The following is a 21,460-nucleotide window of genomic DNA, read 5'->3' as shown; positions in this document are numbered from 1 at the left end:
CGGGCGGGGCGGGAACGAACCCGGTAGAGCCCCCTTACGGAATCGAACCGTAGACCTTCTCCTTACCATGGAGACGCTCTGCCGACTGAGCTAAGGGGGCTTGCTGCTTGCGATCTCTCGCTCGCTGCAGGAGTAAGACTACACGGCCTTGCCGCCGGGGTGAAATCGACCCCCCGACAACACGAAACCGCAGGTCAGATGACTGCCCGGAGCCTGCGGACCTCACCGGTCGGAGTGGACTCCGGCTCGGTCTGGGCACTCAGCCAGGCCTCCAGCCGCTCGAACGGCAACGGCCGGCTGAACAGGTAGCCCTGACCGATCTCGCAGCCCATCTCCTCCAGCAGCTCCAGGGTGAGCTCGCTCTCCACCCCCTCGGCCACCACGGTGAGACCGAACTCCCGGGCCAGGCTGACGATCGCCCGGACGATCGCGAGATCCCCCGAATCGGTCGCCATGCCCTGGACGAAGGTGTCGTCGATCTTCACCTCGTGGACCGGCCACTGGCGCAGATAGCCCAGTGACGAGGCGCCGGTGCCGAAGTCGTCCACGCTCAGCCGGACGCCGAGGTCGCGGAGCCGGTAGAGGGTGGGCAGCACCCGCTCGATGTCGTTGAGCATGCCCGGCTCGGAGATCTCGAAGGTCACCTGGCCGGGCTCCATCCGGTGCTCCTCCAGCAGCTCGCGGACCAGGTCCGGGAAGCGGGAGTCGAGCAGGGTGCGGGCCGAGAGGTTGACCGCGATGGAGAGCGGCCGGTCCGCGTCCGCCCAGGCCTTGCAGTGCCGCAGGCCGGCGGTGAGCACCACCTCGGTGAGCCGGGCCAGCTGGCCGGTGTGCTCGGCCACCGCCACGAAGTCCTCCGGGGCGACCTCGCCGTGCGTCGGGTGCACCCAGCGGGCCAGGCACTCCACGCCGAGCACGTGCCGGTCGGTCAGCGTCACCTTGGGCTGGAAGTAGACCTCCAGCTGGTCGTTGTCGATCGCCCGGCGCAGGTCGGCGGCGATGCCCAGCCGGCGCACCGCCCGGGACTCCAGGGCCGGGTGGAAGGGCTGCACGCCGTACGGCAGGACCTTGGCGGCGTTGGCGGCCAGCTCGGCCCGCTGCAGCAGGGTCTCCGGGTCGCTGCCGTGGTCCGGGTAGACCGAGACGCCGACCGCGGTGTCCACGTCCAGGGTGAGCGAGCCCACCGCCATCGGGCCGCGCAGCCGCTCCCGCATCTGGGTGGCCAGCTCGATGGTCGCCTCGATGCCGGCCGCCCGCAGGGTGACCACGAACTCGTCACCGCCGATCCGGCCGACCAGGGCGCCCGAGTCGGCGATGCCGCGGATCCGCTCGGCGACCTCGACCAGCAGTTTGTCGCCGGCCGCGTGGCCCATCGACTCGTTCACGTTGCGCTGGCCGTCGACGTCGAAGAGCAGGATCGCGACGACCTCGTCCTCGGCGCGCACGGTCACCGACTCGGCCAGCGCGTCGATGATCCGGCGGCGGTTCGGCAGCGCGGTGAGCCGGTCGTGATAGGCGTCGTAGCGCAGCCGGTCGACCAGCCGGGAATTCTCCACGGCGCCGGCCACGTGGGCGGCGATGGTCTCCAGCACCTGCACGTCCGCGTCCCGGAACGTCGAGGTGGAACCGACCCGGTTGACCACCTCCAGCGTGCCGATGGTGATCTGGCCGGATCGCAGCGGCACCGCGATGAGATCGCGCAGGTCGTCGCGGCGCAACAGACTGCGGAGATCGGTGGAGTCGTCGAACTGCGGTCCGACCGAGATGACCCGGCCGGTCTCCACCACCCGGTCCCGGACCGCGGCCGGAGTCGGCGAGATGTCGAACAGCCCGACGCTGTCATCGACCCGGGAGGTCAGCAGGACCTCGGGATGGCGGCCCTGCGCGGCCAGCCACAACGTCGCGTACTCCGACTGCATGAGGGTGCGGACCCGGCCCAGCAGCACGTCCGGCAGGCCGCCCGCGTCGGCCTCGTCGCGGAGCGCCAGGGTGAGCTCGTAGACCTCGGCGAGCGTCCGGTGCTGGCGGAAGACGCCGGCGAACGAGCGGAGCACCACGACCAGCGCCACGATCAGCCCGGCCAGCAGGATCACGGTCCACCACGTCACGTCGAGCATGACGACGAAGACCAGGCCGATCAGGATGCTGATCCCGGAGGTGATCAGGGTCGGCAGCCCGGCGATCAGCGCCTGCCGGCCGGCCGCCGCGCTCTGCACCACGGCGATGACGCCCGCGACCGAGACGTGCGAGGTGATCGCGCTGGCCGCGCCGGCGGCGAACAGGATGGCCCAGGTCCCCGGGCCGGCGTCCCGGATGGTCGGCAGCAGGGCGATGACGATCAGCGCGGCCGAGGTGGACGCCGCCTGTTTCGCGACGTTGAAGCCGAGCTTGGCCGGCTCGAGCCGGATGTAGGTGATGAACGCCGCACACGTCATCGCGACGATCACCATCGCCGGGGGGAGGAAATAGAGCCCCAGGATCAGCGGGGTCTCCGTCACCACAACGGTGTAGGTCTGTCTGCCGATGACCAGGTGCGTCACCGCCACACCGGCGGCGACCGCGCCGGCGGTGATCACCAGGCCGCCGACCCAGGGTTTGTACCAACCGGGCTCGGTGGCCAGGAAGACGGCCAGGCAGATGGTGCCGAACAGGCCCAAGGGCGCGGTGACCAACCAGGCATAAACGGAGGAGCGCCGTGAGGATGCCCTAGGCCCACTCATGACGCTCCTAACGGTGACTCCGGTTAGCCAGCAGACCCGGCGTTACGTCCAGACAGCGTCGAGGGTCGAGAAGACGACCGCGGTCGTATCTGAAGAAGCATGCTCAGCAACACTGACCGCACCGACGCCGCCAAAGGCGGCAACGAGAACGAAAACCAAGCCGGCAAGGCGGCCCAGCTTCCTTCTTGAAGACATGTTGGCTCCCGCGTTGGAGGGTTGCGGTTGACGGGTTACCTGATGGTGCCACACCGGTTGTGCGACAGGGAGTGTTCATCGGCGGGTCGCGGCACCGCCGCGCCAAAACCTGGCCGAACGGTTGAGTCGACCATGACTGTCCACCCTGAAGAATTGGCGGCTTTATAGCCGATTTAGCAGGAGAAGTGAGGCAAATTCACCTCGGTCCGTCAGGGCACCTTGACGTCAAGGAAGCTTGACGAGAGAGTGCGTATCATGACGACTCCGGACGAGCTGGAACGACAGCACACGCTGATCACCGCTACTCGGCGTTACGACGACCTGCGGATGCGGGACGCCCTGGCGGTGATGAACCCGGACGACCGCGGCGCCGCCCTCTCCCCCGCCGAGACGCTGGAGATGCTGGCCCTGAGCGAGGTGGTGATCCGCAAGGCCGGATACGGGCGGCAGGCCATGGTCCGGTCCGCCCGCGCCGCCGGCGCCTCCTGGACCCGGATCGGCGCCGCGCTCGGCAGCAGCAAGCAGGCCGCCTGGGAAGCGCACCAGCGCTGGGTCGAGGACCAGGCCCGGCAGCACGAGCAGGCCGGCTGAGCAGGTCAGTCGCCGGTGGCCGCCGGGCGGTCGGTGTGGCTGTACTGCGACCAGGAGCCCGGGTAGAGACGGCCGGCCCCCAGGCCCGCGTGCTCCACGGCGATCAGGTTGTGGCAGGCCGTCACGCCGGAACCGCAGTACGAGATGACATCCGCCGAGCCGTCCACGCCGACCGCGGCGAACCGCTCCCGCAGCTGGGCGACCGGGAGGAAACGGCCGTCCGCCGCCACGTTGTCCCGGCAGGGCAGGTTGCGGGCACCCGGGATGTGACCGGGGCGCGGGTCGACCGGCTCGGTGTCGCCACGGAACCGGGCGGCGTCCCGGGCGTCCAGCACCAGGTGGCCGCCGTCGACCGTCTCGGCCAGGCCGGCCAGCCGCTCGCGGGGCCAGGGCACCGGGGTGAAGACGGCCTCGGGCGGGGCCGGGACGTCGGTGGTGAGCTCACCGTCGTACGCGAGCAGGCCTCCGTCGAGCAGCGCGGCCTCGCGCCCGAGAGCGCGCAGCAACCAGACCAGACGAGCGGCGATGACGCCGCCGGCGTCGTCGTAAGCGACAACGGTCGACGCGTCCCCGACACCCGCGGCGGACATCGCCGCGGCGAAGACCTCCGGATCCGGCAGCGGATGCCGGCCCTCGGCCGGGGACGCCGGAGCGGCCAGCGCGGTGTCCAGATCGATGAAGACGGCGCCGGGCAGATGACCTTTCCGGTACGCCTCCCGTCCCGACCGCCCGTCCAGATACCACCGCACGTCGGCGAGGACCACGTCGTCACCGAGGGCACGCAGCCGGTCCAGGTCCACCACGGGGTCGATCATCTAACTCGCCACCTTCTTCCCGGCTGCTTCTCCAACGGCTGCTTTTCTACGGCTGCTTTTCAACGGCTGGCCAGTCCCAGGCGCAGGCCGAAGCCGAGCAGGACCGCGCCGGTTCCGGCGTCGACGCTACGCCGGACCGCGCGCCGGGCGAGGACACCGCGCGCGGCCTGCGCGCCGAAAATGATCAATGCGAACCAGACCAGGCCCTCCAGGTCGTGCACCAGGGCGAGCAGCAGACCGACGCCGAGCGGCGAACTGTCCGGCGGGAGGAACTGCGGGAGGACCGCCACGTAGAAGGCGCCCACCTTGGGGTTGAGCAGGTTGGTGAGCAGGCCCCGGCCGAACGTGCTCCACCAGGTGGGCGCGGCGGGAGCGGTGTCCGCGGCCTCGACCGGGCCGGGGCGCACGGCGGCCCGGATCATCCGGACGCCCAGGAAGATCATGTACGCCGCGCCGGCCACCCGCAGCACGGTGTAGGCCACGGTGGACGCGGTGAGCAGCGCGGACACCCCGACCGCGGCGGCCGCGCCCCAGATCAGCGCGCCGGCGCCGACCCCCAGGGCGGTGGCGAAGGCCGGACCCCTGCCCATCGTCACCGCGGAGCGCAGCACCAGCGCGGTGTCCAGGCCCGGGGTGATCGTGAGTAGGGCGCCGAGCAGGGCGAAGGAGAGGACGGCGTGGGTCAGGTCCATGGGGTCATTCCTAGCCGGGTCCGGGTACGCCTGGCCAGTCGGCCCTGCCCGGCTCATGCCTTACTAGTCCGGCCCCGCCCCGGGTCATGCCTTGCGCGCCGGACCCCGCCTCGGTTCATGCCTTGCGCGCCGGGCCCCGGCGCCCGGGTCAGGCCTTGCGCGCCGGACCCCGGCCCCGGGTCAGGCCTTGCGCGTCGGGCCCCGGCCCCGGGTCAGGCCTTGCGCGTCGGGCCGCGGCCCCGGGGGCGGAATCGGACCAGGGCCACGGCGACCAGGAGCAGGGCGATCAGTGCGGCGGCCTGCCCGGCCACGACGGCGCGCAGGTGCAGGCCGCCCACGTAGATCAGCAGGGCCAGGCCGAACAGCAGGTGGTAGTAGCCCGCGTCGCGAACCGACCGGAACGAGCGGGCGATCATCCCGGGCGCCTCGTCCCGGACGAGCATCCGCATGCCGAAGACGAACAGCGCCAGGCCCAGCACGCCGCCCAGCACTCCGGTACTCATCGCCCCAGTGTGCGACCGGGCCGGGCGGCGGTCAGGTGGTTAGCGGTAATTGGTGAACTGCAGGGCGACACCGAAGTCGTCGGCCTTGAGCAGGGCGATCACGGCCTGCAGGTCGTCGCGCTTCTTGCCGGTGACGCGCAGCTGGTCGCCCTGGATCTGGGCCTGCACGCCCTTCGGGCCCTCGTCGCGGATCTTCTTGCTGATCGCCTTGGCCTTGTCGGACTCGATGCCCTCGATCACCTTGACGTCGATCTTGAAGGTCTTGCCGGACTGGCGCGGCTCGCCGGCGTCCACCGACTTCAGCGAGATGCTCCGCTTGACCAGTTTCTCCTTGAACACGTCGAGCGCGGCGGTGGCCCGCTCCTCGGTCTCCGAGGTGATGGTGAAGGCCTCGCCCGACTTGGCGATCTCGGTGCCCGTGCCCCGGAAGTCGAACCGGGTGCTCAGCTCCTTCTCCGCCTGGTTGAAAGCGTTGTCGACCTCCTGCCGGTCGACCTTGCTGACGATGTCGAACGACGGGTTGGCTGCCATGATCAGACTCCTGCGGCTGGATGCGTGTCGATGTCGCCGGCGGACCGGTCCCGGCCCCGCGACATGCCGACCGTACCCGGTTGCGGACCGGCCTCGCGGTACGGCTATGCTCATCTCCGCTGCCGCGCGAAAGCGTGGTGGCTGCCCAGGCGGGTTGCCCGAGCGGCCAATGGGAGCGGACTGTAAATCCGTCGCGAAAGCTACAGAGGTTCGAATCCTCTACCCGCCACAGGCAAGGTTGACGGCCCCGGAGCTTCGGCTCCGGGGCCGTTCTCGTTACTGATCCACCCGATCCAGCTAACTCACAGCGACTTCTCGGATGAACGTGCAGGAAACTCGCGTTCTCTTAGGTGCGGGTCACGAGCCCGCATGCTGAAGGAGTCGAACGTGCACAGCCATCACAACGGACTCAAGACGGCCGCCCTCCTCGGGCTGCTCACCGGCCTGATCCTGGCCGTGGGTTACTGGCTCGGCGGCAGCACCGGCCTGGTCATCGCGGTGATCTTCTCGCTGGTCACCAACGCGGTCAGCTACTTCTTCTCGGACCGGATCGCGCTACGCTCGATGGGCGCGCAGCCGGTCAGCGAGGCCGAGTTCCCGCAGCTCCACCAGATCGTGCGGGAGTTGGCGCAGCAGGCCGGGCAGCCGATGCCCCGGCTCTACGTGTCGCCGTCGATGCAGCCGAACGCGTTCGCGACCGGGCGGGACCCGGAGCACGCGGCGGTCGCCGTGACGGTCGGCATCACCCGGATCCTGGATCTGCGGGAGCTGCGCGGCGTGATCGGTCACGAGCTGTCCCACGTCTACAACCGGGACATCCTGATCTCCAGCGTGGCCGGCGCGCTCGCCGGGATCATCACGATGGTCGCCCAGCTGGCGATCTTCCTGCCGTTCGGCGGCTCGGACGACGAGGACGCGCCGAACCCGGCGTCGCTGCTGCTGATGCTGATCCTCGGCCCGCTCGCCGCGTCGGTGATCCAGCTGGCGATCAGCCGGAACCGGGAGTTCCAGGCGGACGCCTCGGGCGCCACCCTGACCGGTGACCCGCTGGCCCTGGCCAGTGCGCTCGAGAAGATCCATTACGGTACGCAGCGCGTCCCGCTCCCGGCCGACGGGCAGCTCACCAGCACCGCGCACCTGATGATCGCCAACCCGTTCCGGGGCGGTGGCATCTCGGCGCTGTTCTCCACCCACCCGCCGATGGAGGAGCGGGTCCGGCGGCTGCACGAGCAGGCGTCGCTGACCGGCGGAGCAGCCCGGCCGTACGTGCGCTGACCGTACCGAGAGCTAGTGCCCTGACCAAGAACGTTTGGGGTGTTGGGGTCAGGCCGCTCGGGTGGCGGGTTGGCCCCAGCGTCGTTGTCGTTCGCTGCGGACGCGGGCTCGTTCGCGGCGTTGAGCGTCCAGGACGTCGGGGTGACGGGCGTGGGCGTTGCGCCAGCGTAGGTAGGCGTGCAGTTTCCTGGCCAGGACGGTGTGGTTCGGATGGTTCGAGCCGGCGATCACGAACGTGCGTAGCGGCCCGAACTGCGCCTCGATCGGGTTGGCCCAGGACGCATACGTCGGTGTGAAGCAGAGTTCGACCTTGTTGCGGGCCGCCCAGGCACGGATTCGTTTGCCCTTATGCGCGGACAGATTGTCCAAGATGATGTAGATCGGTGCCCCGTCCGGCCGGGCCCGGCGAATGGATTTCAGCGCGGCGAGGGTTTGCGCGGCGCCTTTGCGGCGCCGGACGACGCCCCAGAGCTGGTCGTCGCCGACGCTGTAGCAGCCGTGGAACTGCCGCACCCCATGCAGCTTGTGATAGTTCGCCGGGAGCCGGTCGGGATGCCCGGCAGGTGTCCAGCCGGCACCGCCATGGGGGCGGACTGCGAGGGGCCCGAACTCGTCGAACGCGAACACCCGCTGCGGCATGTGGCTGCTCACGTACTCGATGCGGGCGAGTTTGGCGTCGCGGTCGGGGTCGGTGGATTCCTTCCAGGTCTTGGTCCGCTGGAAGGTGATGCCGTTGTGGTGCAGGATCTGCCGCAGCCGTTCCCGCCCGATCTCGATGGACCGGGCGGGCTGCAAGGTCAGATAGTCGGCGAGTTTGCGGATGCTCCACCGGGTGAACGGCCGCCCCAGACTCTCGGGGCGCGCCTTGGCCGTCGTGACGATGAACTGCTCATCGTCAGGACTGATCTGGCGGGGACGGCCACCCGCCCACCGAGGGTCCAGGCTGGCCATCCCTGTCTCGTTGAACCGGTGGATGACCTGCCGGATCGTGTCCTCGTCGGCCTGCACGAGCCGGGCGATGGCCGGCACTGTGTTCCCGCCCGCGGATGCGAGCACGACCATGGCCCGGCGTAATCGGATCGGTGAGCCGGTGCCCCGGCGAGTGATGCGCAGCAGCGTTTGACCTTCCTGGTCACTGAGCCGCCGCACGCGTACTGGATCTGCCACCAGCACAGCCTGAACGCCATTATGCCGCCCGCCCGTGAACCCGACGGCGTGTCATCCAACACCGTAAACGTTCTTGGTCAGGGCACTAGCTCCGCACCGAAAAGCGAGCACCGTAACCAAAAGCGAGCACCGCACCGAACGACGGCCGCGCCCCTGGCGCGGCCGTCACTGTGATGGTGAGCCGCATGACAAGCGGGCCTGTTTCAGGTGTGTTCCGGGGTGGCCGAGGTTAGCGTCGGAAGCCTTGTTGGCCGTTACACCAATTCCCGGAGGTTCCGCCTGTGACCGCGTTGCGTCAGTACCTTGGCGTGTGGCAGCTGCCGGGCGGGCGGACCCTGCTGGTCGTCGGCATCCTGGCCCGGCTCGGCATCGGGATGACCCCGCTCGGCCTGCTCCTGCTGGTCGAGCAGGCCACCGGGCGGTACGCGTCGGCCGGTCTGGCCGGCGGCGTCTACGCGCTGGCCGGCGCGGCCCTGAGCCCGATCGCCGGACGGCTCGCCGACCGGATCGGCCCGGCCCGGATCCTGCACGCCACCGCGGTCCTGCACCCGCTGGCGCTGGGCGGCCTGCTGCTCGCCAGCCGGGGCGGCGAGGACGCGCTCACCTGGATCTTCGTGGCCTCGGCCGCGGCCGGCGCGACCTATCCGCCGCTGACCGCGGCGATCCGCCGTGCCTGGAACGACATGACCGCGCCGGGCAGTGGCCGGCAGGGCCTGCGGGGCGCCGCGCTGGCCGCCGAGACGTCGCTGTTCGAGCTGGTCTTCGTGCTCGGCCCGATGCTGGTCTCGGCGCTGCTGGTGCTCACCACCGAGCCGGCCACCGCACTGGTCACCGCGGCGCTGGCCACCCTGGTCGGGACCACCTGGATCGCCCGGCTGCCGGTGATGCGGCACCGCGGGGCGCAGCACGCCGAGCACGCCGCGAAGGGTCTCGGCCCGCTGCGGGCCGGCGGCTTCCCGGCGCTGCTGCTCTGTGTCGGCGCGCTCGGCGTCGCGTTCGGCGCGGCCGGGGTGATCGTGCCGGCCTACGCCGAGCAGCACGGCGGCGGCGAGGCGCTCGGCGGGGTGCTGCTCGGCGTCTGGGGTGTCGGTTCGGCGATCGGCGGCATCTGGTTCGGCACCCGGCGGCCGGCCATGGCCCTGCCCCGGCAGTTCGCCTGGCTGCTCGGCGCGGTTGGGCTGAGCTTCCTGGTGCTGGCGTTCATGCCCGGCCCGCTGCACCTGGGCATCGCCCTGGTGCTCGGCGGCGCCACCATCGCGCCCGCGCTGACCGTGGAGAACAGCCTGGTCGGGCGGCTCGCGCCGGCCGGGATGCTGAACGAGGCGTACACCTGGATGGTGACCGTCTCGGTCTCCGGCAGCGCCGCGGGCGGCGCACTGGCCGGCGTGATCGTCGACCAGCCGGGCGGGCTGCCGTGGTCGTTCGTCTTCGCGGCCGCGGTGTTGCTGCTGGCCGCGGCGGTCGCCGCGGTTCCGGAGGGGTCGATGACCCGCGCCGACCGGCACGCCGCGGAGCGCCTGAGCAGCGCGATGGCCGCCGAGGCCGCCTGACCGCTTCCGGCAGACCCCTTTTTCGGTACGCCCGCCACGCACTGTGGCGGGCGTCACCATGAAAACAGTCGATGCCTATACCCCCTAGGGGTATGTTGACGGCATGGACAAGCTGACTCGCACCGCCATCTCCGCGACGCTGCACTGCCTCACCGGCTGCGCCATCGGCGAGGTCCTCGGCATGGTCATCGCCACCGCGCTGGGCTGGCACAACGCCGCCACCATCGCGCTCTCGGTGGCCCTCGCCTTCCTGTTCGGCTACGCCCTGACCATCCGCCCGGTGCTGGCCGGCGGCGTGCCGCTGCGCCAGGCGATCGGGGTGGCGCTGGCCGCCGACACCGTCTCGATCGCCTCGATGGAGCTGATCGACAACGCCGGCCTGCTGGCCATCCCCGGCGCGATGGACGCCGGGCTCGGCGACTGGCTGTTCTGGGTGAGCATGGCCGGTTCGCTGGCGGTGGCCTTCGTGCTGACCGTCCCGGTGAACCGCTGGATGATCGCCCGCGGGCGGGGGCACGCCGCGGTGCACGCGCATCACCACCACCACTGAGTGGCGAATTTTGGATAGCCTGACGGCCGAGGACCGGCGCATGCGAAGGAGCCCGCCCATGGCGAGAGAGGTCTCCGGCCCCGGCCGGCGCGGCGAGCAGATCGAGACGCTGCGCGCCGCGGACACCGACCGTCAGCAGATCGCGGACCAGCTCAAGGGTGCGCTCGACGAGGGCCGGCTCACCCTGCACGAGTACGACGAGCGGGTCGCCTCGGCGTGGGGCGCCCGGACGTACGCGGAGTTGCTGGTCCTGGTCCAGGACCTGCCGCGGCCCGGGGTGAGCGCCGCCGAGGTGCACGCCCGGCGCGCCTCCGACGCCCGCCGGGCGGCCCGCCGGATGCCGGTCGCGCTGCTCGTCCTGTGGACCGTCTGGGCCTCGCTCGCCGCGGTCAACCTGGTGGTCTACGCCCTGGTCCGGGAGACCGTGGACGACTGGGTCTACCCGTGGCCGGCCTGGATGCTGGTGCCCGGCGCGGCCCTGGCCGCGGTCACCGTCGGCGTGCAGGTGATCCGCCACCAGCAGCGCCGGGGGTAACTTTCACGGATGACCCGTGTACCGCTGTCCGTGCTCGACCTGGCCACCGTCCGCGAGGGGCACACCAGCGCCGACGCGCTGCGCGGCACCGTCGAGACCGCCCAGGCGGCCGACGAGCTGGGGTACGCCCGGTTCTGGGTGGCCGAGCACCACAACATGCCGGCGGTGGCGTCCACCACCCCGCCGGTGCTGATCGGGGCGGTCGCCGCGCAGACCCGGCGGATCCGGGTGGGGTCCGGCGGCGTGATGCTGCCGAACCACATGCCGTTCGTGGTGGCCGAGCAGTTCGCGCTGCTGGAGGCGCTCTACCCGGAGCGCATCGACCTGGGCATCGGGCGGGCGCCGGGCACCGACCAGGCGACCGCGACGGCGCTGCGCGGGCTCTCGCCGCAGCTGACCGTGGAGCAGTTCCCGGAGCACTTGCAGACCGTGCTCGGGCTGCTCGGTGACGAGCGGGCGGCCGGGCGGACCGCGCGGCTGCATGCCACGCCGGCCCCGGAGACCTATCCGGAGGTGTGGATCCTCGGCTCGTCGACCTACGGCGCGCAGATGGCGGCGGCGCTGGGCCTGCCGTTCTGTTACGCGTATCACTTCGCGATCTCCTCCGATGTGGACCGCGCCATCCAGCTGTACCGGTCCGGCTTCCAGCCGTCGCCGCGATTCCCCGAGCCGCACGTGATGGTCAGCGCCTCGGTGATCGCGGCGGAGACCACCGAGGAGGCGCACCACCTGGCCGGACCCAGCCGGATCATGGCGTTGAGCCTGCGTACCGGCCGGCTCGGCCCGATCGTCTCGCCCGAGGAGGCGGCTGCCCGGGAGCTGTCCGATCTGGACCGCCAGATGCTGGAGGCGTTGCCCGGCACGCAGTACGCGGGCACCGCGGACGAGGTGGTGGCCGCGCTGGACGCGCTGGTCACGCGCACCGGGGCGAACGAGCTGATGCTGGCCGGGACGGTCTACGACCCGGCGACGCGACGGGACAGCCTGGCCCGGATTGCGAAGGCGTGGGGGATGTGAGTCTGGTTTCATGGCCGGATGGCTTGGGAGCTCACGTCCGATGTGGAGACGTTCGCCGAGACCGCGGGGGACTTCCTGCGGTCGTCGCCGGTGCGGCACACGGTCTTCCTCACGCTGATCGACAATCTGCGGGTGCGCGGGCGGCACGCGTACGGGCCCGGTGATCCGTTCTTCGGCTGGTGGACCACGCCGTCCGGGGCGGTCGGCGGGGTGCTGCTGCAGACTCCGCCGCATCCGGTGCTGTTCAGTTCGCTGCCCGCGGGCGCGGCGTCGGCGGCCGCCACGGTGCTCGCCGACCGGTCGATCACCGCGGTCAACATGGCAGCGGGCGACATCGCCGACTATGCGGGATCCCGGCCGTTCCGGGCCGGGATGCGCACCCGGCTGTTCCGCCTCGGTGACCTGACCCCGCCGGACCCGCCGCCGAGCGGCTACGCCCGGCCGGCCACGGTGGCCGATCGGGAGCTGCTGATCAGGTGGGTCGGCGACTTCGAGCGGTTCATCGGGGAGCCGCCGGAGGACGTCGCCGAGGTGGTCGACGACCACCTGTCCTACGCCGGGGTGACCCTGTGGGTCGACGGCGACGAGCCGGTCGCGATGGCGGTCCGGTCCCGTCCGCAGGCCGGCATGGTCCGGATCCTGCGGGTCTGGACGCCGCCCGAGCTGCGCCGCCGGGGTTACGCCGGCGGGGCGACCACCGCGGCCACCCGGGCCGCGCTGGACGCGGGGGCCGGCCAGGTGGTGCTCTACACCGACCTGGCCAACCCGACCAGCAACGCGCTGTACCAGCGGCTGGGCTACCGGCCGGTGGAGGATCGAGCAGTGGTGAGGTTCAGATGAGTGTCGGTACAGCGGTGTCGGTCAACGTGGGCGCCGCCGAGCCCGCCATGGGCAAGGATGTCCGGTCCACCGGCATCCTCAAGAAACCGGTGTCGGCGCCGGTGCAGGTGCGCGCGCCCGGGCCGAAACGGACCGGGCTGCACAGCGGGGTGGTCGGCGACCACATCGGCGACACCAAGAATCACGGCGGGGACGACCAGGCGGTTTACGCGTACGCCGTGGAGGACTACGCGTGGTGGGCGGCCGAGCTGGGGCGGGAGCTGCCGCCCGGGTTGTTCGGCGAGAACCTGACCACCGCGGGCCTGGACCTGCTCGGCGGGGTGATCGGCGAGAAGTGGGAGTTCGGCTCCGGGCTGGTCCTGCAGGTCACCTTCGGCCGGATCCCGTGCATCACGTTCCAGAACCGGATGGGCGAGCCGCGCTGGGTGAAACGCTTCGCGGCGGCCAACCGGACCGGCGCCTACCTGCGGGTGCTCACCCCCGGTTCGCTGGTGCCGGGTGACCGGATCACGGTGGCCGAGCGGCCGGCGCACGGGCTGACCCTGACCGAGGCGTTCCGGATCTACATGTTCGACCAGTCCCGGCTGGCCCGGCTGCTGGACGCGCCGGAGCTGTCGCCGGCCCTGCTCGCCGAGGTCCGGGAGCGGCTCGGCTGACCGGAGCCGCCACCTTCCCCGTCGGAGCGGGAGAGCGCGCGTGGTTGGATGGTGGCATGGAATTCGCGGTGACCGACGTGCCGGAGAAGGGCCGTTTCGAGGCCCGGGACGAGTCCGGCGCGCTCGCCGGGGTGCTGACCTACCAGATGACCGGCCCGATCGTCGTGTATACGCACACCGAGGTCGACCCGGCCTTCGAGGGGCAGGGCGCCGGATCGGCGCTGGCCGCGGCGGCGATGGACGACGCCCGGGCGAAATCCCGCACGGTGGTCCCGATGTGCCCGTTCGTCGCGGAGTGGCTGGACAAGCACCCGGCATACGAGTCGCTGGTCGCCCGGAACACCCGCCGGGTCAAGTGAGCGGGCGGCCCGCGGCGATCAGGGCCACCTCACCGCTGGCGCCGACCTGGAACAGGCGGATGGCCAGCCCGGCACGGCCGATGAGCTCGACCCACCCGGAGCGGTCGAGGTAGCGGTAGCGGTACAGGAGCACGGTGTCGCCGGGGCCGAACCCGACGGCGCCCCGGCCGCCGAACTCCAGCGTGACCGGCCGGACGAACCGGAGCCGGATGAAGATCTCGCCGCGGTCCGCGTCGAAACCACGTTCCGCCTGGTAACAGACGGGGTCGATGCCGAGCAGGTCGACGCCGGCCTGGTGATGGGGCGGGATCGCGCAACCGACCTCCGGCCGCTCCATGAACGGCGGACGGTGCGCCCCGGTGTCGAAGCGGAGGGTCACGAGCAGCACGTCGCGCGGCGTCAGGGCGGCGCCGAGCCGGCGCAGCAGGTGCTCCGGATCGGTGAGGTTGCCCAGGGTGCCGCCGGCCAGGATGACGAGCCGGGCCGGGCCGCCAGCGGTCTCCCGGGGCAGCGCGCGGTCCAGCTCCGGGCCGGTGAAGTCGCCGACCAGGAACTCGAATCGGCCGGCGTGGGCGGGGAACTCGCCACGCAGCCGGCTGTCCGCGAAGGCCAGCATGTCCCGGCTGACGTCCATCCCGCGATAACCGGCCAGCCGGTCGTCGTCGAGCAGGCGCCGCAGCAGGCCGAGCACCGGGAGCCCGGTGCCGGGGCCGAGGTCGACCACCTCCACCGGCTGCCCGGCGGGAAGGCCGGCGAGCACCTCGTCGAGGTGGTCGCCGAGCAGGGTGTGGAAGTCCCGGACGGGCTGCGCCGAGGCGGCCGAGGGCGCCTCGTCCGCCTGTCGCCAGCGGTCCGCGCCGGCGATGTAACCCAGCTCCTTGGGGAACTCGGCCTGGTCGCGGAGCGCGTCGACCAGGGCCGTTATCTGCTGCTCCGAGAACAAGCGGTGCAACTCGTCGACGCCCGTCACGCGACGATCATATCGCCGCCGGTCGATCGTCAGCGGAGCGCCGCGAAGAGGAGCTGCGGGGCGACGCCCAGCACCACCACGACCAGCACCGAGACGGCCAGGGTGGCGGCGACCGGGCGGGCGATCGGGAGGCGGGGGTGCAGAGCCGCGTCGAGCCGGACCGGGTCGGCGACGCTCAGGCCGATGCGGGGCGGCAGGGTGTAGAGCGACGCGGCCACCCGGACGTAGTAGGCCAGTGCGATGACCGCGTTGAGCACCACGACGGCGGCGAGCCAGGCCCAGTTCTGCTGGACCAGGACGTTGACCACGGAGAGCTTGGCGAAGAGGCCGGCCAGGCCCGGGGGCAGGCCGGCCAGCCCGGCCAGCGCCAGCACCAGGGCCGCGCCCAGCCACGGGTGGCGGCGGCCGGCGCCGCGGAGGTCGAGCAGGGTGCCGCCGTCGGCCCCGGGCAGGCGGAGGGCGACGACCACGGCGAAGGCGACGAGCTCCAGGGTGACGAAGAAGGCCGCGTAGGCGAGGGCGGCCGGGACGCCGGGAGCGCCCAGGGCCAGGGCGGCCAGGATGTAGCCGGCCTGGGCGACCGAGGACCAGGCCAGCAGCCGGACGGTCCGGGTCTGGCGGAGCGCGACCAGGTTGCCGACGGTCATCGTGAGCACCGCCAGGACCGCGGTCACCGCGCGGGCGTCCAGCCGGCTGACCACCGCCGCCAGGGCCAGGACGCCGCCCAGCTTGGAGGCGGTGGAGAGGTAGGCGGCCACCGGGATCGGCGCGCCGTCGTAGGTGGCCGGGGCCCAGGCGTGCAGCGGGACGGCGGCCACCTTGAAGGCCAGGCCGATCACCAGCAGGGCCACGCCGACGCCGGCCAGCGGGCCGAAGACACCGCCGGCCGGGGTCAGCAGGGCCAGGTGCAGGGCGCCGGTGGCGGCGTAGTTGAGCGCCGCGCCGAGCAGCGTGACCGCCGTGGAGACCACGCTGATCAGGAAGAACGTGACCGAGGCGGAGGCGCCCTCGGTGGTCGCCCGCTCGCCCGGGGCGAACCGGCGCAGGCCGACCAGGATGTAGAGCGGCAGGGTCAGCGTCTCCAGGCCGACGATCAGGGTGATCAGGTCGCCGGCGTAGGCGACCACCACGCCACCGGTCATCGCGCAGGCCAGCAGGAAACAGAACTCGCCGGCCGGGGCCAGGGACAGGCGCAAGGCCGGGGCGGACAGGCCGAGGACCCCGACGGTCAGGGCGGCGAACAGGGCTGCGGTGACCGCGGCCGGCCAGGCCGGCACCCAGGAGCAGCCGCCGGTGGTGCAGAAGGTGCCCGCCGCCGGGCCGACGACCAGGGCGGCGACCGCGGTGGCCAGGCCGCCGAGCGCGGTCGCGGCCAGCGTGACGGCGCGCTTGGCGACGAACAGGTCGGCCAGGAAGGCGAGGATCGCGGTGCCGGCCGCGGCGTAGAGCGGCAGCAGCGCGACGTGGTTGACCGACTGGCTCATCAGCGGCCGCCTCCGAACAGTGTGTGCATCTCGTCCAGCGACGGCAGTCCCAGGATGGCGGCCAGCGGCAGTTCGGTCTCGGCCAGGACCAGCCCGGGAAGGATCCCGACGGCCAGGGTGAGGGCGACCAGCGGCGCCCAGGCGAACCACTCCGCGCCGGCGATCGACGGGCGCAGCGAGTGGACCGACGGGGTGGCCGGGCCGTGGGTGAGCCCGCGCAGCAACCGCATGAAGTAGGCCGCGGTCAGCGCGCCGCCGACGGCCGCGGCACAGGCCAGGGTCAGCCACACCGGTCCGCCCCGCTGGACCGCCGCGACCACCGCGAACGCCTCGCCCCAGAAGCCGGCCAGCCCGGGCAGGCCGAGTGAGGCGATGGCGGCGAACCCGAACAGCCCGGCCAGCCGCGGCGCGGTCTCCCGCAGGCCGCTGAGCTGGCTCAGCGAGCCGGTCCCGGCCCGGTCCTTGATCGTGCCGGCCAGGAAGAACAGCAGGCCGGTGATCAGCCCGTGGGCCACGTTGCCGAGCAGCGCGGCCTGCAGGCCGGTGACCGTCAGGGTGGCGATGCCGAGCAGCACGAACCCCATGTGCCCGACGCTGGAGTAGGCGATCAGCCGTTTCAGCTCCCGCTGGCGCAGGCAGATCAGCGAACCGGCCAGGATGGCCACCACCGCGAGCACGCCGAGCACCGTGGCGGCCCAGGCCGCGCCGTCCGGGGCGACCCCGACGCCGACCCGGATCAGGCCGTAGGTGCCCATCTTGAGCAGCACCCCGGCCAGGATCACCGAGCCGACCGTGGGCGCCTCGGTGTGCGCGTCGGGCAGCCAGGTGTGCAGCGGCCAGAGCGGCGCCTTCACCGCGAAGGCCACCGCGAGCAGGGCGAACACCACGCACTGGGTGGTCCGGGTGAGCTCGTTGGCGCCGGCCAGCACGACCAGGTCGCCGGTGCCCGCCCGGGCCACCACCAGGACCACGCCGAGCAGCAGCAGGACCGAGCCGAACAGCGTGTAGAGGACGAACTTGCGGGCCGCCGCCCGGCGCTTCTCGCCGCCCCAGCCGGCGATCACCGCGTACATCGGCAGCAGGACGACCTCAAAGAAGATGAAGAAGAGGATCAGGTCCAGGGCCAGGAAGGTGCCCAGGACACCCACTTCCAAGATCAACAACAGGACGGCCAGCGTACGACCGGAGCCCCCGCCCGGCGGCACCTTGTACACCGTGTACACGCAGCACAGCAGCGTCAACAGCCCGGTCAGGACGATCAGCGGGTAGGAGACGCCGTCCACGCCGAGGTGGAAGCGCAACCCGAGCGCCGGCACCCACGGCAGGTCCACGTCGATCCAGGGCAGCAGCGGCGCGGCGTACCGGTCACCGGTCGCCACCCAGCCGTCGTTCCGGCCGGCGAAGACCGGGGCGACCGACAGCACGAAGGTGACCGCGGCGACGACGGTGGCGACGATCCGCGCCTGCCGGTCCCGGCCGCCCGGCCAGAGCGCGACCAGCGCCGCACCGAGCGCGGGCACCGCGAGCAGCGCGATCAGCAGCGCCTGCCCGGTCAGCGAGTCTCCGGTGAGAACCATCAGACCGCCCCCAGCCACGCGACGATGCCGAGAATCAGGGCGCCGAACAGCACCAGGACCGCGGCGCCGGGCAGCGCGGTCCGGTGCGCCTCGGCGAACACCCCGCCGAGCCCGCGCGTCGCCGTCCCGGTGCCCTCCACGGCCGCGTCGACCACCCGCTCGTCGGCGGCGGTGGCCAGCTTGGCGAGCGCTTTCACCGGGCGTACGACAATCCGGCCTTGAAGGTGGTCCAGATGGAACCCGGAGGCGAACAGCGGCCGGGCCCGGCCGAGCGCCAGCACCGGGTCGGCGCCGGGCACCGCCCACCACAGCCACCAGGCCGTCCCCGCGCCGGTCGCCAGCAGCAGCATCGGCAGCGCGACGGCCACCCCGAGGTGCGGATCCTCCAGCTCCAGCGCGTGCCGGAAGCCGGGCGCGAAGGCGACCAGGCCGAGGAGCGCGGCCGGGACCGTGAGCACCAGGATCGGCCAGCGCATCAGGGCCGGCGGGTCGTGCGGGACGGCCGGGGTGCGGTAGCGGGCGTCGTCGAAGCCGATCTCCCAGTCCGGACCGGCCGGCCCGTACGCCCGGGACGGGCCGAAGAACGCGCGGAGCAGCAGCCGCATCGAATACCAGGCGGTGATGCCGACCGCGAGGAGCGCGGCCAGCCAGACCAGCCAGGCGGCCCAGACCGGCACCGGCTCGCCGCCGTCGGTGGCGTGCGCGGCCGCGGTCAGCACGGTCTCCTTGGACCAGAAACCGGACAGCGGGGGCAGCCCGGCGAGCGCGCCCAAGCCGATCACGAACGACCAGAAGGTGACCGGCATGGGGGTGCGCAGGCCGCCCATCCGGGACAGGTAGTTGCTGCCCACCGCGTGGATCACCGCGCCCGCCGCGAGGAACAGCAGCGCCTTGAACGCGGCGTGGGTGAGCAGGTGGAACAGGGCCGCGGCGGGCGAGCCGACGGCCAGCGCGCCGGTCATGTAACCGATCTGCGAGACGGTGGACCAGGCCAGCACGCGCTTCAGGTCGTCCTGGGCGGTCGCGGAGAGCGCGCCGAGCAGGATGGTGATCGACGCCATCACCGCCAGCACCGCGAGGACCGCCGGCGACTGCTGGAACAGCGGGTAGGTGCGGAACACCACGTAGACGCCGGCCGCGACCATCGTCGCGGCGTGGATCAGCGCGGAGATCGGGGTCGGACCGGCCATCGCGTCCGGCAGCCAGGTGTGCAGCGGGAACTGCGCGCTCTTGCCCGCCACCCCGGCCAGGAGCAGCAGCAGCGCGGCGGTCAGGGTGCCCGGGTCGTAATCGGTGTGCAGCACCTGATCGAGGTTCGAAGTGCCGGCGCCGGTGATCAGCACCGCGACGCCGAGCAGGAAGCCGACGTCACCCACCCGGGTGACCAGGAACGCCTTCACCGCGGCGGCCGGCGCCTCGGGCAGCCGGCGGTCGTGGCCGATCAGCAGGTAGGAGCAGGCGCCCATCACCTCCCAGCCGATCAGCATGACGATCAGATCGTTCGCGGTCACCACCAGCAGCATCGCTCCGGTGAACAGGCTGACCTGGGCGGCGTAGGGCGCGTAACGCGGATCGTCGTGCAGGTAGGTGACCGAGTAGATCTGCACCATCAGCGCGACCAGGCTGACCGCGATCGCCACGTAGACCACCGGCGGGCTGATCGCCGCGCCGAAGGTGACCGGGAGATCGCCGAACCGGACCAGCTCGACGCCGGTCTGGAACGGCTCGCTGTCGCTGGCCAGCAGGCGCAGCGCGGTCAGCAGGGCCAGCGCGGCACCGGCCACGCCGAGACCGGCGGCGATCCGCCGGCGCGGGCCGAGGCCGTCGCCCGGCGGCAGGAGCAGCCCGAGCAGGCCGGCCAGCAAGGGTACGACCGGCAGCAACGAAGCAGCGGTGTCGACGCTCACCCGTCCACCCGTTCCTCGTCGGCGTCCAGCCGCACCTCGTCGAGGGCGACGGCCTTCCGCATCCGGTAGTACTGCAGGATGATCGCCAGGCCGACGCCGACCTCGGCGGCGGCCAGCACGATCACGAAGAGCGCGAACACGCCGCCCGAGCCGGCCTGCGAGTTCGGCATCGACCAGGCCTCGCCCGGGACGCCGCGCAGCGCCGAGCGCAGCGAGACGTCCGCGGTGACCAGGATCAGGTTGACCGCGTTCAGCATCAGCTCGACCGCCATCAGCACCAGGATCGCGTTACGGCGCCGGACGACGCCGTAGACCCCGAGGCCGAACAGGGCGGCGCCCACCACGTACGGAATGGTCACGTGCATCTAGGCCGGGGCCTCCTCGGTCTCGGCCGGCTCGGCGGGAGGCGCCGGACGGGCCCCGATGTCCGGGCGGGACAGCACGATCGCGCCGACCAGCGCGGCCAGCAGCAGGATCGACAGCACCTCGAAGGGCAGCACCCAGGTGCCGAAGACCTGCTTGCCGACCACCTCGGCGGTGCCCGGCGGCGGCGCCGGGTACTCGATCCAGCGGAACGCGTCGGCGAACAGCGCGGCCAGGCCCAGCCCGACCCCGCCGCCGATCAGCGCGGACGGCCCGGCCGGGCGGTCCAGGTCGGCGGACGGGCCGATCGGGGCGCGGGTCAGCATCACCGCGAACAGCAGCAGCACCACCACCGCGCCGACGTAGACCAGGATCTGCACCCAGGCCACCAGCTCGGCGCCGAGCACCAGGTACAGGCCGGCCAGCGCGCCGAGCGAGATCACCAGATAGAGGCCGGAACGGACCAGGTGGGTGCTGGTCACCACGAGCGCGCCGGAGCCGACCGCGACGGCGCCGAGCGCGAGCAGGAGCAGATCGGCGACGGTCACGAGGCGGGCTCCGGGCGCTCCGGGCGTACGCCAGCGGGTCTTGCGGTCTTGGCGGCGGTGGCCGCACCCGGACCCGCGGCCTTGCGCGCCGCGGTCGCCTCCTCCTTCGCGGGCTCGCCCAGCACGTCGTGCGCCGGGGGCGGCGGCACGGTCCGCATCCACTCGCCGAGCCGGGTCTTGTCGTGCAGCAGGGAGAGCACGTCGGTCTCCGCGTACTCGAACTCGGGGGTCCAGTGCAGCGCGTCGAACGGGCAGACCTCGATACAGATCCCGCAGTACATGCACAGGGAGAAGTCGATGTCGAACTTGTCCAGCACGTTGCGCTGGCGGGCGCGCGCGGCGCCGGGGACGACCACCTCCTCCTTGTGCGAGTCGATGTAGATGCACCAGTCCGGGCACTCGCGGGCGCACAGCATGCAGACCGTGCAGTTCTCCTCGAGCAGCGCGATCACGCCGCGGGAGCGTGGCGGCAGCTCCGGCTCGACATCCGGGTACTGCTGGGTGGTGGTCTTCTTGGTCAGCGTCTTGAGCGTGACGGCAAGACCATTGATCAGGCCCTTGCCGGGCGTGGGGCGATCGCCGTCATCAGTCACAAGGGCATATCCTGCCCGGTCC

22 protein-coding genes and 2 tRNA genes are annotated in these 21,460 nt (G+C 72.1%); 10 read left to right on the top strand and 14 right to left on the bottom strand.

Annotated elements, in window-relative coordinates; translation table 11 throughout:
- Positions 1-27 precede the first annotated feature (27 nt).
- Positions 28-100 (bottom strand) — tRNA-Thr (locus BJY16_RS11395).
- 94 nt (positions 101-194) lie between these two features.
- The gene (locus BJY16_RS11390; protein ID WP_185039440.1) at positions 195-2,720 is read right to left on the bottom strand and encodes a putative bifunctional diguanylate cyclase/phosphodiesterase; all 2,526 of its coding nucleotides are present in this window, start codon (positions 2,718-2,720) and stop codon (positions 195-197) included.
- A 450-nt stretch (positions 2,721-3,170) separates the two neighbouring features.
- Between BJY16_RS11390 and BJY16_RS11385 the strand changes: the two genes are divergently transcribed.
- The gene (locus BJY16_RS11385) at positions 3,171-3,506 is read left to right on the top strand and encodes a hypothetical protein (RefSeq protein WP_185039439.1); all 336 of its coding nucleotides are present in this window, start codon (positions 3,171-3,173) and stop codon (positions 3,504-3,506) included.
- A gap of 5 nt (positions 3,507-3,511) precedes the next feature.
- Here the strand turns inward: BJY16_RS11385 and BJY16_RS11380 are convergent, their stop codons facing one another.
- The 4 genes from BJY16_RS11380 to BJY16_RS11365 all read right to left on the bottom strand — a co-directional run bounded on the left by BJY16_RS11380 (position 3,512) and on the right by BJY16_RS11365 (position 6,047).
- On the bottom strand, positions 3,512-4,321 hold the full coding sequence (locus BJY16_RS11380; RefSeq protein WP_185039437.1) for a sulfurtransferase: 810 nt from the start codon (positions 4,319-4,321) through the stop codon (positions 3,512-3,514).
- A 59-nt stretch (positions 4,322-4,380) separates the two neighbouring features.
- On the bottom strand, positions 4,381-5,013 hold the full coding sequence (locus tag BJY16_RS11375) for a LysE family translocator (RefSeq protein ID WP_185039435.1): 633 nt from the start codon (positions 5,011-5,013) through the stop codon (positions 4,381-4,383).
- Between the two features lie 212 nt (positions 5,014-5,225).
- A complete protein-coding gene (locus BJY16_RS11370) occupies positions 5,226-5,516 on the bottom strand; it encodes a hypothetical protein (protein WP_185039432.1) in 291 nt (96 codons plus the stop codon).
- Positions 5,517-5,555: 39 nt separating this feature from the next.
- The gene (locus BJY16_RS11365; RefSeq protein WP_185039430.1) at positions 5,556-6,047 is read right to left on the bottom strand and encodes a YajQ family cyclic di-GMP-binding protein; all 492 of its coding nucleotides are present in this window, start codon (positions 6,045-6,047) and stop codon (positions 5,556-5,558) included.
- Between the two features lie 148 nt (positions 6,048-6,195).
- On the opposite strand from BJY16_RS11365, the gene BJY16_RS11360 reads away from it, so the two are divergent.
- Positions 6,196-6,276: transfer RNA gene (locus tag BJY16_RS11360), tRNA-Tyr, on the top strand.
- 140 nt (positions 6,277-6,416) lie between these two features.
- Positions 6,417-7,322, top strand: a complete 906-nt coding sequence (gene htpX, locus BJY16_RS11355; RefSeq protein ID WP_185039428.1) for a zinc metalloprotease HtpX — start codon at positions 6,417-6,419, stop codon at positions 7,320-7,322.
- Between the two features lie 48 nt (positions 7,323-7,370).
- On the opposite strand, the gene BJY16_RS11350 is transcribed toward htpX, so the two are convergent.
- Complete coding sequence (locus BJY16_RS11350; RefSeq protein ID WP_311775313.1) at positions 7,371-8,489, bottom strand: IS630 family transposase; 1,119 nt, start codon at positions 8,487-8,489, stop codon at positions 7,371-7,373.
- 281 nt (positions 8,490-8,770) lie between these two features.
- On the opposite strand from BJY16_RS11350, the gene BJY16_RS11345 reads away from it, so the two are divergent.
- The 7 genes from BJY16_RS11345 to BJY16_RS11315 all read left to right on the top strand — a co-directional run bounded on the left by BJY16_RS11345 (position 8,771) and on the right by BJY16_RS11315 (position 13,996).
- Positions 8,771-10,039: an MFS transporter gene (locus tag BJY16_RS11345; protein WP_185039424.1), complete on the top strand. Its 1,269-nt coding sequence runs from the start codon at positions 8,771-8,773 to the stop codon at positions 10,037-10,039.
- Between the two features lie 103 nt (positions 10,040-10,142).
- On the top strand, positions 10,143-10,589 hold the full coding sequence (locus tag BJY16_RS11340) for a DUF4396 domain-containing protein (RefSeq protein ID WP_185039422.1): 447 nt from the start codon (positions 10,143-10,145) through the stop codon (positions 10,587-10,589).
- A gap of 58 nt (positions 10,590-10,647) precedes the next feature.
- Positions 10,648-11,124, top strand: coding sequence for a DUF1707 SHOCT-like domain-containing protein (locus tag BJY16_RS11335; RefSeq protein WP_185039420.1), 477 nt, complete (start codon positions 10,648-10,650; stop codon positions 11,122-11,124).
- A 9-nt stretch (positions 11,125-11,133) separates the two neighbouring features.
- On the top strand, positions 11,134-12,141 hold the full coding sequence (locus tag BJY16_RS11330) for an LLM class flavin-dependent oxidoreductase (RefSeq protein ID WP_185039418.1): 1,008 nt from the start codon (positions 11,134-11,136) through the stop codon (positions 12,139-12,141).
- Positions 12,142-12,159: 18 nt separating this feature from the next.
- A complete protein-coding gene (locus BJY16_RS11325; RefSeq protein ID WP_185039416.1) occupies positions 12,160-12,981 on the top strand; it encodes a GNAT family N-acetyltransferase in 822 nt (273 codons plus the stop codon).
- Positions 12,978-13,637 (top strand): MOSC domain-containing protein, encoded by a 660-nt coding sequence (locus BJY16_RS11320; RefSeq protein WP_239178055.1) that lies wholly within the window; start codon positions 12,978-12,980, stop codon positions 13,635-13,637. The genes BJY16_RS11325 and BJY16_RS11320 overlap by 4 nt, the downstream gene beginning before the upstream one ends.
- 56 nt (positions 13,638-13,693) lie before the next feature.
- Positions 13,694-13,996 carry a GNAT family N-acetyltransferase gene (locus BJY16_RS11315; RefSeq protein ID WP_185039414.1) on the top strand — a complete coding sequence of 101 codons (303 nt, stop codon included), beginning with the start codon at positions 13,694-13,696 and terminating at the stop codon, positions 13,994-13,996.
- Here the strand turns inward: BJY16_RS11315 and BJY16_RS11310 are convergent.
- From BJY16_RS11310 to BJY16_RS11280, 7 genes are read right to left on the bottom strand one after another with little or no spacing between them, the layout of a single operon-like run.
- Complete coding sequence (locus BJY16_RS11310; protein WP_185039412.1) at positions 13,989-14,966, bottom strand: L-histidine N(alpha)-methyltransferase; 978 nt, start codon at positions 14,964-14,966, stop codon at positions 13,989-13,991. The genes BJY16_RS11315 and BJY16_RS11310 overlap by 8 nt on opposite strands.
- A gap of 29 nt (positions 14,967-14,995) precedes the next feature.
- A complete protein-coding gene (locus BJY16_RS11305; RefSeq protein WP_185039410.1) occupies positions 14,996-16,450 on the bottom strand; it encodes an NADH-quinone oxidoreductase subunit N in 1,455 nt (484 codons plus the stop codon).
- Positions 16,450-18,027 (bottom strand): complex I subunit 4 family protein, encoded by a 1,578-nt coding sequence (locus BJY16_RS11300; protein WP_185039409.1) that lies wholly within the window; start codon positions 18,025-18,027, stop codon positions 16,450-16,452. Before BJY16_RS11300 ends, BJY16_RS11305 begins: the two co-directional genes overlap by 1 nt.
- Positions 18,027-19,934, bottom strand: a complete 1,908-nt coding sequence (locus tag BJY16_RS11295) for an NADH-quinone oxidoreductase subunit 5 family protein (RefSeq protein WP_185039408.1) — start codon at positions 19,932-19,934, stop codon at positions 18,027-18,029. Before BJY16_RS11295 ends, BJY16_RS11300 begins: the two co-directional genes overlap by 1 nt.
- A complete protein-coding gene (gene nuoK, locus BJY16_RS11290) occupies positions 19,931-20,299 on the bottom strand; it encodes an NADH-quinone oxidoreductase subunit NuoK (RefSeq protein WP_185039406.1) in 369 nt (122 codons plus the stop codon). The genes BJY16_RS11295 and nuoK overlap by 4 nt, the downstream gene beginning before the upstream one ends.
- On the bottom strand, positions 20,300-20,845 hold the full coding sequence (locus tag BJY16_RS11285; protein ID WP_185039404.1) for an NADH-quinone oxidoreductase subunit J family protein: 546 nt from the start codon (positions 20,843-20,845) through the stop codon (positions 20,300-20,302).
- Complete coding sequence (locus tag BJY16_RS11280; protein ID WP_185039401.1) at positions 20,842-21,438, bottom strand: 4Fe-4S binding protein; 597 nt, start codon at positions 21,436-21,438, stop codon at positions 20,842-20,844. The genes BJY16_RS11285 and BJY16_RS11280 overlap by 4 nt, the downstream gene beginning before the upstream one ends.
- Positions 21,439-21,460: the final 22 nt, after the last annotated feature.

Origin of the sequence: Actinoplanes octamycinicus, assembly GCF_014205225.1 — a bacterium.
Classification (GTDB): Bacteria; Actinomycetota; Actinomycetes; order Mycobacteriales; family Micromonosporaceae; genus Actinoplanes; species Actinoplanes octamycinicus.
The sequence above is the reverse complement of the archived record's forward strand: the minus strand, read 5'-3'. Positions and strand labels throughout refer to the sequence as shown.